Here is a 13,907-nt window from a genome sequence, read left to right on the forward strand (position 1 = left end):
AGGGAGGACGCGCGAAGAAGGACGCTGCCGACGCGTCGTCGCCGCTCGCTTGCGGTTACGCCGCTGCCAGCGCCTGGCCGACCTTGCTGCCGGTCGGTCGGCCGAGTTTCTGCGCCAGCCAGCGCCCGGTCGCGGCCAGCGCATCCAGGTCGATGCCGGTGTCCACGCCGCTGCCGTGCAGCAGGTAGACCACGTCCTCGCTGGCCACGTTGCCGCTGGCGCCCTTGGCGTAGGGGCAGCCGCCGGCGCCGGACACCGCCGCATCGACCACGCGCACGCCTTCTTCCAGGCACGCGGCGATGTTGGCCAGGGCCTGGCCGTAGGTGTCGTGGAAATGCACCGCCAGCGCTGCCATCGGCAGCTCGGCGGCGACCGCGCGCAGCATCGCCCGCGCCTTGGCCGGGGTGCCGACGCCGATGGTGTCGCCCAGCGAGATCTCGTAGCAGCCCATCGCGTGCAGTTGCCGCGCCACGCGCACCACGTCGGCCAGCGGCACCGCGCCCTGGTAGGGACAGCCGAGCACGGTGGAGACGTAGCCGCGCACCTTGACCCCGTCGGCCGCGGCGCGCGCCAGCACCGGGGCGAAGCGCGCCAGCGATTCGTCGATGCCGGCATTGGTGTTGGTGCGGTTGAAGGTCTCCGAGGCGGCGGTGAACACCGCGACCTCGCGCACGCCGACCGCCGCGGCGCGCTCGTAGCCCTGCAGGTTCGGCACCAGCACCGGATAGTCCACGCCCGGCGCCGGCACGATGCCGGCATAGACCTCGGCCGCGTCGGCCAGCTGCGGCACCCACTTCGGGCTGACGAAGCTGGTCGCCTCGATGCTGCGCAGGCCGGTACGCGACAGCTGCGCGATCAGTTCGATCTTGTCGGCGGTGGCGACCCAGGCCTTCTCGTTCTGCAGGCCGTCGCGCGGCCCGACTTCCACCAGGCGGACGAAGTCGTTCATCGGCTATGACGGTGGCGCGGCGCGCACGCCGATGCCGGCTGGGCATGGCGCGCGAGGCAGGGCGGAAGCGGCGAATCGGCGGTCACGGGCGATCCTTGGAGCGAATGGCTGGGCGCCGTTGCGTGAACGGCGCAGGCTGGGCGAAGTACGGTGGCCACCGGGCGAGGCCTCAGGCGCCCGCCGGCCGGTGGCAGACGGCCTCGATGTTGTGCCCGTCCGGATCCAGCAGGAAGGCGCCGTAGTAATTGGGGTGGTAATGCGGCCGCAGCCCGGGCGCGCCATTGTCGCGACCGCCGGCGGCCAGCCCGGCGCGATGGAACGCATCCACCTGGGCGCGGTCGCCGGCGACGAAGGCCAGATGCAGCGCGCCGACGGCGCTGGTGGCGCCATCGGTCAGCCAGACGCTGGGTTTGCCGTCGCGGCCGAAGCCGATGTGGCGGCGGTCGCCGGTCTGCTCTGCGCTCACCTCCATCACGATGTCCAGCCCGAGCGCGGCCAGCGCGGCGCGGTAGAAGGCGAGGCTGCGCTCCAGCTCGACGCAGCGCAGGCCGATGTGGTCGAGCGGGCTCACCAGAATCCCACCCAGTTCGGGTCGCGCTTGTCCAGGAACGCGCTGAGTCCTTCCTGGCCTTCGGCCGAGACCCGCAGCCGCGCGATCAGCGCGGCGTTGTCGCGGTCCAGCGTGGCGCTGTCGCCGCCCGCGGCGACCCGGCGCACCAGCGCCTTGGCGCCGGCGGCGGCGAGCGGGCCGGCCTGGCCGAGTAGTTCCACCTGGCGCTGCACCGCCGCGTCCAGCGCGGCCGGCGCCACCGTCTGGTGCACCAGGCCGATCTGGGTGGCGGTGGCCGCGTCGAACGCCTCGGCGCTGGCGAACCAGCGCCGCGCCTGGCGCGCGCCGATCGCGGCGATCACGTGGGGCGAGATCACCGCCGGCAACAGGCCCAGGCGGCTCTCGCTGAGCGCGAAGCGGGCGTCGGTGGCGGCCACGGCGATGTCGCAGCAGGCCACCAGCCCGACCGCGCCGCCGAAGGTCGCGCCGTGCACCCGCGCCACGGTCGGCTTGGGCAGCTCGTCCAGGACACGCATCAACTGCGCCAGCGCCAGCGCATCGGCCAGGTTCTCCGCCTCGCTGGCGCTGGCCATCGAGCGCATCCATTGCAGGTCGGCACCGGCGGAGAACGCGGCCCCGGCGCCGGCCAGCACCACCACCTTGACCCTCGGATCGACGCCTGCCTGCTGCAGCGCCGCGGTCAGCTGCGCGATCAGGTCGGCGTCGAAGGCGTTGCGGACCTCGGGTCGGTTCAGGCGCAGCGTCAGGACCTTGCCCGAGCGTTCCAGCAGCAGTGCATCGCTCATCGGCGAGTCTCGTACGAAGGGGTAACGGCAGCCATACGGACATGATAGCGGGCCGCGCCGGCGGCGCCATGACGCGATGCGGCGGTGCTACAATTGATAACCATTCTTATCGCCGGAACGTTCAGTGACGTTGTCCGATATGCCGTTGCGCAGCACCGCCCTCGTCGAAACCGTGCACGACCGCCAGCCCAACGACGCCATCGCGCGGCGCCTGCGCGAGCTGGGCTTCGTCGCCGGCGAGCAGGTGCAGGTGCTGGCGAGCGGTCCGGTCGGCGGCGAACCGTTGCTGGTGCAGGTCGGCTATACGCGCTTCGCCCTGCGCCGCAGCGAGGCGGCGCGGGTGCAGGTCACGGCCGAGGCGCAGCCATGAGCGCGAACGCGGTGCCGCTGCGGCTGGCGCTGGTCGGCAATCCGAACTGCGGCAAGACCGCGCTGTTCAACCAGCTCACCGGCAGCAAGCAGAAGGTGGCCAACTACGCCGGGGTCACCGTCGAGCGCAAGGAAGGCCGCTTCCGCGCCCCGTCCGGGCGCGAGTTCGCGGTGCTCGACCTGCCCGGCGCCTACAGCCTGCAGCCGGCCAGCCTGGACGAGGCGATCACCCGCGACCTGTGCCGCGGCTTCTATCCGGGCGAGCCGGCGCCGGACGTGCTGGTGTGCGTGGTCGATGCCACCAACCTGCGCCTGCACCTGCGCTTCGCGCTGGAGCTGCGCGAGCTGGGCAAGCCGATGCTGGTGGCGCTGAACATGGTCGATGCCGCGCAGCGCCGCGGCATCCGCATCGACCGCCAGGCGCTGGAAGACGCGCTCGGCGTGCCGGTGATCGAGACCGTGGCGGTGCGCCGCAACGGCGCCAAGGCCCTGGTCGAGCGGCTCGACGCGCTGGCCCCGGCGCTGCCGCCGGCGGTGGCGCCGGCCGAAGGGCAGGGCGACTACCACCAGCAGGTGCGGCGCATCCTCGCCGCGGCGGTGTCGATGCCGACCCGCACCTCGCGCATCGACGACGCGCTGGACCGCTGGCTGCTGCACCCGGTCGCCGGGCTGCTGACCCTGGCGCTGGTGATGTTCCTGATCTTCCAGGCGGTGTACGCCTGGGCCGCGCCGCTGATGGACCTGATCGACGGCGGCGGCAAGGCGCTCGGCGCCTGGGTCGGCAGCACCTTGCCGGCGGGGCCGCTCAACAGCCTGCTGGTCGATGGCATCATCGCCGGCCTCGGCGGGGTGGTGATCTTCCTGCCACAGATCCTGATCCTGTTCGCCTTCATCCTGGCGCTGGAGGAATCGGGCTACCTGCCGCGCGCGGCGTTCCTGCTCGACCGCATGATGGCCGCGGCCGGGCTGTCCGGGCGCTCGTTCATCCCGCTGCTGTCCAGCTTCGCCTGCGCGGTGCCCGGGATCATGTCCACGCGCAGCATCCAGGACCCGCGCGACCGCCTGGCCACGATCCTGGTCGCGCCGCTGATGACCTGCTCGGCGCGGCTGCCGGTATACGCGCTGCTGATCGGCGCGTTCATTCCGCAGAAGCAGGTCTGGGGCGTGTTCAACCAGCAGGGGCTGGTGCTGTTCGGGCTGTATTTCGCCGCGATCGCAAGTGCGCTGGCGGTGTCGTGGACGATGAAGAAATGGCGCCGCGACAAGGGCGAGCACCCGTTGCTGCTGGAACTGCCCTCGTACCGCGTGCCGCACCTGCGCGACCTGGCGCTGGGCCTGTGGGAGCGCGCGGCGATCTTCCTCAAGCGCGTCGGCGGCATCATCCTGGCGCTGACCATCCTGCTGTGGTTCCTGCTGTCGTTCCCGGCGGCGCCGGCCAACGCCACGCTGCCGGCGATCGACTACAGCTTCGCCGGCCGCATCGGCCACGCGATGACCACGGTGTTCGCGCCGCTGGGCTTCAACTGGCAGATCTGCATCGCGCTGATCCCCGGCCTGGCCGCGCGCGAAGTGGCGGTGGCGTCGCTGGCCACGGTGTACGCGCTGTCGGAAGTCGACGACGATGCCGCCGCGCAGGCACTGTCGCCGCTGATCCACAATGGCTGGTCGCTGGCCACGGCGCTGTCGCTGCTGGTCTGGTACATCTACGCGCCGATGTGCATCTCCACGCTGGCCACGATCAAGCGCGAGACCAACTCTTGGAAGCAGATGAGCTTCGCCGCGTTCTACCTGTTCGCGCTGGCCTACCTGGCCTCGCTGGTCACCTATCAGGTCGCGGTGGCGCTGGGAGCCGGCTGAGCCATGTCCACGTCCATGTCGCTGCTGCTGCAGTACGCCGTGATCGCGCTGGCGGTGCTGCTCAGCGCGTGGGTGGTGCTGAAGAAGCAGTTTCCCGGCACCGCGCGCAAACTGCGCAGCGCCATCGCCTTGCGCCTGCTCAAGCCAAACCGCGCGTCCTGGTTGCAGGCGCTGGGCCGCAAGATCGCGCCTGCGGCCAGCGGCGGCGCCGGTGCGTGCGGCGGCTGCGACAGTTGCGGTCCGGCACCGCCGCGGCGGCATTGAGCCACATGACGCCATTGGACGCTGTATTCCCGGGCATCGATCTGCAGGCGCTGGCGCCAGCGCAGCGCGATGCCCTGCACCAGGCCGCCGCGGACTTTCGAGCGGTGGCCGCCGGTGGAGCGCCGCGGCATGCGCTGATCGACGCCGAGGCGCCGGTGCCGGCCGATGGCGGCACCTGCTACTACCAGGGCCAGGGCTATCGGCTGACCGTGCTGCGCGGCCTGTGCACGCTCGGGGCGCAGACGACGGTCGTCTACGGACCGATCCTGCAGCTGGACGAGACCCTGTTCGCGCCACCGTTGCCGCCGGTGTCGGACGTGCGGCTGTATGCGCACGACGCGTTGCGGCGACTGCAGCAGGCCGCGCGCCAGGCGTGAGCGGCGGCGTCCGGCCGCCGTGCCCGCAATGCGGATGACGGCATGCGGCTGGCTGCGGGCGCGCCGTGCCTGCCGATGAAGGATGCCGCGCATGCGTGCGAGGATGCCTGGGCGCCTGGCAGGCTCGCTGATGCGCGTGGTGTTCGTCGGACCTGTGCGTTTCAGATCGCGCCCGGCGTCGCGGCGCATGCGCACCGGCACGCCCGCGATTATCCTATGCCGATGACGACCTCCTTCCAGCTTTCCCGCCGTGCGCAGGCGCTGACCAGTTCGGCGATCCGCGAAATCCTCAAGGTCACCGAACGCCCGGAGGTGATCTCCTTCGCCGGCGGGTTGCCGTCGCCGGACACGTTTCCGATCGCGCGCATGCAGTACGCCTGCGACAAGGTCCTGCGCGAGGCGCCGCAGGCTGCGCTGCAGTACGGCCCGACCGAAGGCTATCTGCCGCTGCGCGAATGGGTGGCGGCGCGCCTGAGCCGCGACGGCGCCAGCATCCGCCCCAGCCAGGTGCTGATCACCACTGGCTCGCAGCAGGGCCTGGACCTGCTCGGCAAGGTGTTCATCGACGAAAGCAGCAAGGTGCTGGTGGAGACGCCGAGCTACCTGGGGGCGCTGCAGGCCTTCTCGCTGTTCCAGCCGGCCTTCGCGGCGATGGCGTCGGACGACGACGGGCTGGTGGTGGATGCGCTGGACGACGCGCAGCTGGCCGGCGCGCGCTTCATGTATTGCCTGCCGAACTTCCAGAATCCGACCGGGCGGCGCCTGCCGCTGCACCGGCGCCAGGCGCTGGTCGCGCGCGCCGCCGCCGCCGGCGTGCCCATCGTCGAGGACGATCCGTATGGCGAGCTGTGCTACAGCGGCGACACGCTGCCCAGCCTGCTGTCGATGCATCCAGACGGCGTCATCTACATGGGCTCGTTCTCCAAGGTGCTGGCGCCGGGCCTGCGCCTGGGCTTCGTGATCGCGCCCGAAGCGGTGCACGCCAAGCTGGTGCAGGCCAAGCAGGCGGCGGACCTGCATACGCCCTCGTTCAGCCAGCGCATCGTCTACGAGGCGGTGCAGGACGGCTTCCTGGATGCGCACATTCCCGGCATCCGCAGCCTGTACGCGAGCCGTTGCGAGCAGATGCTGACGGCGCTGGGGAAGTACTTCCCGTCTCAGGTGCGCTGGAACCGCCCGGCCGGCGGCATGTTCATCTGGGTCGAACTGCCGGCGGGCATGGACGGCGGCGCGCTGCTGGCCAAGGCGATCGAACGCAACGTCGCCTTCGTGCCGGGCGCGCCGTTCTATGCGGTCGAGCCGCAACGCAACACCTTGCGCCTGTCGTTCGTGACCGTGCCGGAAGAGCGGATCGATGCCGGCGTGCGCATCCTCGGCGAACTGCTGCAGGCCGAGGTCGCCGCGCATCGCGGCGCTGCGGCCTGATGCGGCATCCCGGCGCACGCGCATGACCGCAGCTGCGGCCCTGGACCTGGGTGTGGAGGCGGTGCTGGTCGGCCGTGCGCAGGACTTCACCCGGCCCGGCAGCCGCAGCGCCATCGCCAAGCAGCCGTTGCCGGGACGGCTGCAGATCGGTGTGGAAGGCCTGGAACTGGACGAACAGGGCGACCGCCGCGTGCACGGCGGCCCGGACAAGGCGCTGCACCATTATCCGCGCGACCACTACACGGCCTGGCGCCAGGAACTGGGCGGGCACGCCCTGCTGGACGCGCCCGGCGCGTTCGGCGAGAACCTCAGCACGCACGGCGCCACCGAAGCCGACCTGTGCCTGGGCGACCGGCTGCGGCTGGGCACGGCGCTGGTCGAGGTCTCGCAGTCGCGGCAGCCGTGCTGGAAGCTGTCGGACCGCTTCGGCGTGCCCACGCTGGCGCGGCGCGTGCAGGAAAGCGGCCGCACCGGCTGGTACTACCGCGTGCTGCAGCCGGGCGAGGTCGCCGCCGGCGACCGCCTGACCCTGCTGGAGCGGCCATATCCGGCCTGGTCGCTGGCCCGGTTGATCCAACTGCTGTATCGGCGCGAGGTGGATCCGGCGCAACTGGAACAGGTGCTGGCCCTGCCGCTGGTGCCGAACTGGCGCCTGCTGTTCGAACGGCGCCTGGCCCAGCGCGAGGTCGAATGCTGGAACAAGCGCCTGCTGGGACAACCGGCGGCCGAGTAGGGCGCGCCCCTCCTGCAGCGCAGGTAGCCAACTGGTCGAGTCCTTGTGGGAGCGACTTCAGTCGCGACGAACGCAGCGATGGGCCTACCGGCTTCGGATGGCCGTCGGGACTGAAGTCCCTCCAACAGTGCACCCAGCGAGCCGGCCGCAAGCCCCTGTAGGAGCGGCTTCAGCCGCGACGAACGAAGCGGCAGACCTGCCGGTTGCGAGTGGAGTCGGGCTGAAGCCCTCTTACAGTGGACCGACCTGCAGTGGACCGGCACGCTGGCCGCAGTCCCTGTGGGAGCGACTTCAGTCGCGACGAGCGCAGCAGTGGCCGCCCAGCTTTCCATGCGATCAACGCTCAAGCGGTTTCCGCCGCCGATCAAGGCCACAGCGCAACACCCCTGTCGCCCATCGCGACAAACCGCTAGCCTTGTGCCGATGACGACTTCCCCCGTGCGTGTGTTGATTCATGGTGCGTCCGGCCGCATGGGCCAGGCGCTGTTGCGGCTGGCTGCGCAGGAGCCTGCGTTGCAGGTGGCGGCGGCGGTGATCCGGCGGGCGCCGGCGCAGCGGGTGGTCGACGGGGTGCCGTACTTCGCCGCGGCCGAACTGAACGCAGCGCCGGCGTTCGACGTGGCGATCGATTTCAGCCTGCCGCAGGGCTTCGACCCGGTGCTGGCGCTGTGCGTGGCGCGCGGTGCGGCGCTGGTGTCCGGCACCACCGGGCTGGACGACACGCAGCGCCAGGCATTGACCGACGCGGCGGCGCGCATCCCGCTGATCTGGGCGTCGAACTTCAGTCTCGGTGTGGCGGTGCTGAACGATCTGGTGGAACGCGCCGCCGCGGCGCTGCCGGGCTGGGACTGCGACATCGTCGAATCGCACCACGTGCACAAGCAGGACGCGCCGTCCGGCACCGCGCTGACCCTGGGCGAGGCGGCCGCGCACGGCGGCGCGCAGCCGCGCTACGCCAGCCTGCGCGCCGGCGACATCGTCGGCGAGCACCTGGTGCAGTTCGCCGGGCTCGGCGAGCGGGTGGAGCTGGTGCACCGCGCCAGCAATCGCGACATCTTCGCCCGCGGCGCGCTGCATGCCGCCGCGCGCCTGCCGGGCCGCGCGCCCGGGGCCTACCGGCTGCGCGATCTGCTCGGCTGAACGGCGCTTTCACATAAACGTCTGGCGCGGACAGGTCCGCGCCGGTACAATTCTCGCTCGCCTGTTACCCATCGCCACGGACCCGGAGAAGCGCCGAGTTCGCGGTTTCTTGCAGCCGCAAGTTGGTGGGGCAGGGTTCCTCTCTCCCCAAGGCGAACCCCGTGACTCAACCCGCAATCCTTGTCCTTGAAGACGGCACCGTGTTCGAGGGCGAATCCGTAGGCGCCACTGGCCTGTCCGTCGGCGAAGTGGTGTTCAACACCGCGATGACCGGCTATCAGGAGATCGTGACCGATCCGTCCTACGCCCGCCAGCTGGTCACCCTGACCTATCCGCACATCGGCAACACCGGTTGCACCGACCAGGACGACGAGGCCACCCAGGTCTGGTCGGCCGGCCTGATCGTGCGCGACGTGCCGCGCCGCCCCAGCAGCTGGCGCAGCCAGGTGTCGCTGCCGGACTGGCTGATCCAGCGCGGCGTGGTCGCCATCGCCGGCATCGATACCCGCAAACTGACCCGCATCCTGCGCGAGAAGGGATCGCAGAATGGCGCGGTGATGGCCGGCGAAGTGAACGTGGACACGGCGCTGGAAGCGGCGCGCAAGTTCCCGGGCCTGAAGGGCATGGACCTGGCCAAGGTGGTGTCCACCGACAAGGCCTACCCGTGGCGCGACGGCCAGCTCGACCTGGACAGCAACGCGTTCGCCCAGGCGGCACCGAAGTACAAGGTCGTCGCCTACGACTACGGGGTGAAGCTCAACATCCTGCGCATGCTCGCCGAGCGCGGCTGCGAGGTCACCGTGGTGCCGGCGCAGACGCCCGCCGCCGAGGTGCTGGCGATGAACCCGGACGGCGTGTTCCTGTCCAACGGCCCCGGCGATCCGGCGCCGTGCGACTACGCGATCGCCGCGATCAAGCAGTTCGTGGACAGGAAGATCCCGACCTTCGGCATCTGCCTGGGCCACCAGCTGCTGGCGCTGGCCGCCGGCGCGCAGACGCTGAAGATGGGCCACGGCCACCACGGCGCCAACCATCCGGTGCAGGACCTGGACAGCGGCCGGGTGATGATCACCTCGCAGAACCACGGTTTCGCGGTCGACGAAGCGTCGCTGCCGGCCAATGTGCGGGTGACCCACCGCTCGCTGTTCGACGGCACCAACCAGGGCATCGAACTGACCGACGCCCCGGCCTTCAGCTTCCAGGGCCACCCGGAAGCCTCGCCGGGCCCGCGCGACGTGGCGCCGTTGTTCGATCGCTTCACTGCGTTGATGCGGGACCGGGGACCGGGGACCGGGGACCGGGAGGCGAGGGCTTGAGCCCTTCGCATTTCAGAGAACTCGACGTATGGCGACTGTCCATCGAGCTTGCCAAGGCGGTCTACATATTGACCGCGGATTTCCCGAAAGAAGAGCGTTATGGACTCACTTCGCAGCTGCAACGCGCTGCCGTCTCGGTGCCATCCAACATCGCCGAGGGCAATGCGCGCGCATCGACGCGTGACTACGCCCGCTTCGTCTCGATGGCACGCGGTTCGATCGCAGAGCTACAGACGCAGCTGACGTTGGCCGCCGAACTCTCGCTGGCCGATGCGCAGGCGGTGGATATCGTCATGGATATCGCCGAGCGGGTCGGCAAAATGCTGCACAAATTGCACTATTCACTTAATCAACGGCTGGAAACCGGGTCCCTGGTCCCCGGTCCCCGGTCCCGGAGCTGACATGCCCAAGCGCACCGATCTAAAAACCATCCTCATCATCGGCGCCGGCCCGATCGTCATCGGCCAGGCCTGCGAGTTCGACTACTCCGGCGCGCAGGCGTGCAAGGCGCTGCGCGACGAGGGCTACCGCGTGGTGCTGGTCAACAGCAACCCGGCCACGATCATGACCGACCCGAACATGGCCGACGCCGTGTACATCGAGCCGATCAACTGGCAGACGGTCGAGAAGATCATCGCCAAGGAAAAGCCCGACGCGCTGCTGCCGACCATGGGCGGGCAGACCGCGCTGAACTGCGCGCTGGACCTGGCCGACCACGGCGTGCTGGAAAAGTACGGCGTGGAGCTGATCGGCGCCAAGCGCGAGGCGATCATGATGGCCGAGGACCGCGAGCTGTTCCGCGTGGCGATGGGCGAGATCGGCCTGGAGTGCCCGAAGGCGGCGGTCGCGCACACCCTCGAGGAAGCGCTGGAGATCCAGACCCGGGTCGGCTATCCGACCATCATCCGCCCCAGCTTCACCCTCGGCGGCAGCGGCGGCGGCATCGCCTACAACCGCGAGGAGCTGATCGAGATCGTCGGCCGCGGCCTGGAACTGTCGCCGACCAGCGAAGTGCTGGTCGAGGAGTCGGTGCTGGGCTGGAAGGAATTCGAGATGGAAGTGGTCCGCGATACCGCGGACAACTGCATCATCGTCTGCTCGATCGAGAACCTGGACCCGATGGGCGTGCACACCGGCGACTCGATCACCGTGGCGCCGGCGCAGACCCTGACCGACAAGGAATACCAGCGCCTGCGCGATGCCTCGATCGCGGTGCTGCGCAAGATCGGCGTGGACACCGGCGGCTCCAACGTGCAGTTCGGCATCAACGCGCAGACCGGCCGCGTGGTCGTCATCGAGATGAACCCGCGCGTGTCGCGGTCCTCGGCGCTGGCCTCCAAGGCCACCGGCTTCCCGATCGCCAAGGTCGCGGCCAAGCTGGCGGTCGGCTACACCCTGGACGAACTGAAGAACGAGATCACCGGCGGCCTGACCCCGGCCTCGTTCGAGCCGTCGATCGACTACGTGGTGACCAAGATCCCGCGCTTCGCGTTCGAGAAGTTCCCGCAGGCCGATGCGCGCCTGACCACGCAGATGAAGTCGGTGGGCGAGGTGATGGCGATGGGCCGCACCTTCTCCGAATCGCTGCAGAAGGCGCTGCGCGGCCTGGAAACCGGCAAGATCGGGCTTGACCCGACCGGCCTAGACCTGGGCAGCGAGGACGACATGGCCGCGCTCAAGCGCGAGCTGAAGGCGCCGGGTCCGGAGCGCCTGTTCTACGTCGCCGACGCGTTCCGCGCCGGCATGAGCGTGGAGCAGGTGCATGCGCTGTCGTTCATCGATCCGTGGTTCCTGGACCAGATCGAGGACCTGATCGCGCAGGAGAAGCAGCTGGCCGCCGACGGCCTGGGCTCGCTGGACGCCGCGCGGCTGCGCAAGCTCAAGCGCGCCGGCTTCTCCGATGCGCGCCTGGCCGAGCTGTGCGGTACCAACGAGGCCGCGCTGCGCGCGCTGCGTCGCGCGCACAAGGTGCGCCCGGTGTACAAGCGGGTGGACTCGTGCGCGGCCGAATTCGCCACCGACACCGCCTACCTGTACTCGACCTACGAGGACGAGTGCGAGGCCAAGCCGAGCAATCGCGACAAGATCATGATCCTCGGCGGCGGCCCCAACCGCATCGGCCAGGGCATCGAGTTCGACTACTGCTGCGTGCACGCGGCGCTGGCGCTGCGCGAGGATGGCTATGAAACCATCATGGTCAACTGCAACCCGGAGACCGTGTCCACCGACTACGACACCTCCGATCGCCTGTACTTCGAGCCGCTGACCCTGGAAGACGTGCTGGAGATCGTCGAGCTGGAGCAGCCAAAGGGCGTGATCGTGCAGTACGGCGGGCAGACCCCGCTGAAGCTGGCGCGCGCGCTGGAGGCCAACGGCGTGCCGGTGATCGGCACCAGCCCGGACTCGATCGACCTGGCCGAGGACCGCGAGCGCTTCCAGCAACTGGTCGACAAGCTGGGCCTGAAGCAGCCGCCGAACCGCATCGCGCGCAACGCCGAAGAGGCGCTGGTGCTGGCGCGCGAGATCGGCTATCCGCTGGTGGTGCGCCCGAGCTACGTGCTCGGCGGCCGCGCGATGGAGATCGTCTACGGCGAATCGGACCTGGCGCGCTACGTGCGCGACGCGGTCAAGGTCTCCAACGATTCGCCGGTGCTGCTCGACCGCTTCCTCGACAACGCGGTGGAAGTGGACGTGGACATCATCGCCGACAAGGACGGCCACGTGCTGATCGGCGGGGTGATGGAACACATCGAGGAAGCCGGCGTGCATTCGGGCGATTCCTCGTGCTCGCTGCCGCCGTACTCGCTGTCGGCCAAGACCCAGGCCGAACTGCGCCGCCAGGTGGTGATGCTGGCCAAGGGCCTGAACGTGGTCGGGCTGATGAACACCCAGTTCGCGGTGCAGGTGGACGAGGCCGGCGACGACATCGTGTTTCTGCTGGAAGTGAACCCGCGTGCCTCGCGCACGGTGCCGTTCGTGTCCAAGGCCACCGGCATGGCGCTGGCCAAGATCGCCGCGCGCTGCATGGCCGGCAAGACCCTGGCCGAGCAGGGCGCGCTGAAGGAGATCGTGCCCGACTACTATTCGGTGAAGGAGGCGATCTTCCCGTTCGCCAAGTTCCAGGGCGTGGACCCGATCCTCGGCCCGGAGATGCGCTCCACCGGCGAGGTGATGGGCGTGGGCCGCAGCTTCGGCGCCGCGTTCGCGCGCGCGCAGGAAGCCGGCGGGATCAAGGCGCCGCCGCTGGGCAAGGCGTTCCTGTCGGTGCGCGACCCGGACAAGCAGCGCGTGCTGCCGGTGGCGCAGGCGCTGGTCGAGCGCGGCTACACCCTGGTCGCGACCAGCGGCACCTGCGCGTGGCTGCGCCAGCACGGCCTGCAGTGCGACCAGATCAACAAGGTCGCCGAGGGCCGCCCGCACATCGTCGACCTGATCAAGAACGGCGAAATCGTGTATATCGTCAACACCACCGAGGGCCGTGCGGCGATCTCCGATTCGTTCTCGATCCGGCGCGAAGCCCTGCAGCAGCGCGTCACCTATTCGACCACCGTCGCCGGCGCCCGCGCGCTGGTGCATTCATTGGAATTCCGCGGCACCGGCCCGGTCTGGGCGCTGCAGGAACTGCACAAGGAGCTGGAAGCGTGAGAGCCCCGATCACCATGCAAGGCGCGCTGCGTTTGCGCGAGGAACTGGACCAGTTGAAGTCGGTCAAGCGGCCGCAGGTCATCGCCGCGATCGCCGAGGCGCGCGCGCACGGCGACCTGAAGGAAAACGCCGAGTACCACGCCGCGCGCGAGCAGCAGAGCTTCATCGAAGGCCGCATCAAGCAGCTGGAGAGCGAGCTGTCGCACGCCGAGATCATCGACGTCAGCAAGCTGGCGGTCGGCAGCAAGGTGGTGTTCGGCGCGACCGTGACCCTGGCCGACGTGGAGAACGACGAAGAGAAGCGCTACCAGCTGGTGGGCGACCTGGAAGCGGACATCAAGCTGGGGCTGATCGCGATCTCCTCGCCGCTGGCGCGCGCGCTGATCGGCAAGCTGGAAGGCGACAGCGTCAGCATCGACGCCCCGGCCGGCCGCCGCGAGTACGAGATCGTCAGCGTCGAATACGTCGGCTGACGC

The 13,907-nt window shown here is 69.8% G+C and carries 14 protein-coding genes; 11 read left to right on the forward strand and 3 right to left on the reverse strand.

The window, feature by feature from the left end:
• Positions 1–55: 55 nt before the first annotated feature.
• The 3 genes from J2Y70_RS07935 to J2Y70_RS07945 all read right to left on the reverse strand — a co-directional run bounded on the left by J2Y70_RS07935 (position 56) and on the right by J2Y70_RS07945 (position 2,305).
• A complete protein-coding gene (locus J2Y70_RS07935) occupies positions 56–949 on the reverse strand; it encodes a hydroxymethylglutaryl-CoA lyase (protein WP_309915576.1) in 894 nt (297 codons plus the stop codon).
• Positions 950–1,118: 169 nt separating this feature from the next.
• Positions 1,119–1,520, reverse strand: coding sequence for a VOC family protein (locus J2Y70_RS07940; protein ID WP_263398184.1), 402 nt, complete (start codon positions 1,518–1,520; stop codon positions 1,119–1,121).
• Positions 1,517–2,305 carry an enoyl-CoA hydratase-related protein gene (locus tag J2Y70_RS07945; protein ID WP_309915579.1) on the reverse strand — a complete coding sequence of 263 codons (789 nt, stop codon included), beginning with the start codon at positions 2,303–2,305 and terminating at the stop codon, positions 1,517–1,519. Before J2Y70_RS07945 ends, J2Y70_RS07940 begins: the two co-directional genes overlap by 4 nt.
• Before the next feature lie 124 nt (positions 2,306–2,429).
• On the opposite strand from J2Y70_RS07945, the gene J2Y70_RS07950 reads away from it, so the two are divergent.
• From J2Y70_RS07950 to greA, 11 genes are all read left to right on the forward strand, one after another.
• Positions 2,430–2,675 carry a FeoA family protein gene (locus J2Y70_RS07950; RefSeq protein ID WP_309915581.1) on the forward strand — a complete coding sequence of 82 codons (246 nt, stop codon included), beginning with the start codon at positions 2,430–2,432 and terminating at the stop codon, positions 2,673–2,675.
• Positions 2,672–4,531, forward strand: a complete 1,860-nt coding sequence (locus J2Y70_RS07955; RefSeq protein WP_309915584.1) for a ferrous iron transporter B — start codon at positions 2,672–2,674, stop codon at positions 4,529–4,531. Before J2Y70_RS07950 ends, J2Y70_RS07955 begins: the two co-directional genes overlap by 4 nt.
• Positions 4,532–4,534: 3 nt before the next feature.
• The gene (locus J2Y70_RS07960) at positions 4,535–4,795 is read left to right on the forward strand and encodes a DUF6587 family protein (RefSeq protein WP_309915586.1); all 261 of its coding nucleotides are present in this window, start codon (positions 4,535–4,537) and stop codon (positions 4,793–4,795) included.
• A 5-nt stretch (positions 4,796–4,800) separates the two neighbouring features.
• Entirely contained in the window at positions 4,801–5,172 is a 372-nt protein-coding gene (locus tag J2Y70_RS07965; RefSeq protein WP_309915589.1) for a hypothetical protein, read from the forward strand.
• A gap of 216 nt (positions 5,173–5,388) precedes the next feature.
• Positions 5,389–6,597, forward strand: coding sequence for a PLP-dependent aminotransferase family protein (locus tag J2Y70_RS07970; protein ID WP_309915592.1), 1,209 nt, complete (start codon positions 5,389–5,391; stop codon positions 6,595–6,597).
• A 22-nt stretch (positions 6,598–6,619) separates the two neighbouring features.
• The gene (locus tag J2Y70_RS07975; protein ID WP_263398191.1) at positions 6,620–7,330 is read left to right on the forward strand and encodes an MOSC domain-containing protein; all 711 of its coding nucleotides are present in this window, start codon (positions 6,620–6,622) and stop codon (positions 7,328–7,330) included.
• Between the two features lie 423 nt (positions 7,331–7,753).
• Positions 7,754–8,470: a 4-hydroxy-tetrahydrodipicolinate reductase gene (dapB, locus tag J2Y70_RS07980; RefSeq protein ID WP_263398192.1), complete on the forward strand. Its 717-nt coding sequence runs from the start codon at positions 7,754–7,756 to the stop codon at positions 8,468–8,470.
• 161 nt (positions 8,471–8,631) lie between these two features.
• Positions 8,632–9,786: a glutamine-hydrolyzing carbamoyl-phosphate synthase small subunit gene (carA, locus tag J2Y70_RS07985; protein WP_309915601.1), complete on the forward strand. Its 1,155-nt coding sequence runs from the start codon at positions 8,632–8,634 to the stop codon at positions 9,784–9,786.
• Positions 9,783–10,187 carry a four helix bundle protein gene (locus tag J2Y70_RS07990; RefSeq protein ID WP_263398194.1) on the forward strand — a complete coding sequence of 135 codons (405 nt, stop codon included), beginning with the start codon at positions 9,783–9,785 and terminating at the stop codon, positions 10,185–10,187. The genes carA and J2Y70_RS07990 overlap by 4 nt, the downstream gene beginning before the upstream one ends.
• 1 nt (position 10,188) lies before the next feature.
• Complete coding sequence (carB, locus tag J2Y70_RS07995; RefSeq protein WP_309915604.1) at positions 10,189–13,431, forward strand: carbamoyl-phosphate synthase large subunit; 3,243 nt, start codon at positions 10,189–10,191, stop codon at positions 13,429–13,431.
• An 8-nt stretch (positions 13,432–13,439) separates the two neighbouring features.
• Positions 13,440–13,904 carry a transcription elongation factor GreA gene (gene greA, locus J2Y70_RS08000; RefSeq protein ID WP_170867603.1) on the forward strand — a complete coding sequence of 155 codons (465 nt, stop codon included), beginning with the start codon at positions 13,440–13,442 and terminating at the stop codon, positions 13,902–13,904.
• Positions 13,905–13,907: the final 3 nt, after the last annotated feature.

The sequence above is a fragment of the Xanthomonas sp. 1678 genome (assembly GCF_031455575.1).
Taxonomy (GTDB): domain Bacteria; phylum Pseudomonadota; class Gammaproteobacteria; order Xanthomonadales; family Xanthomonadaceae; genus Xanthomonas_A.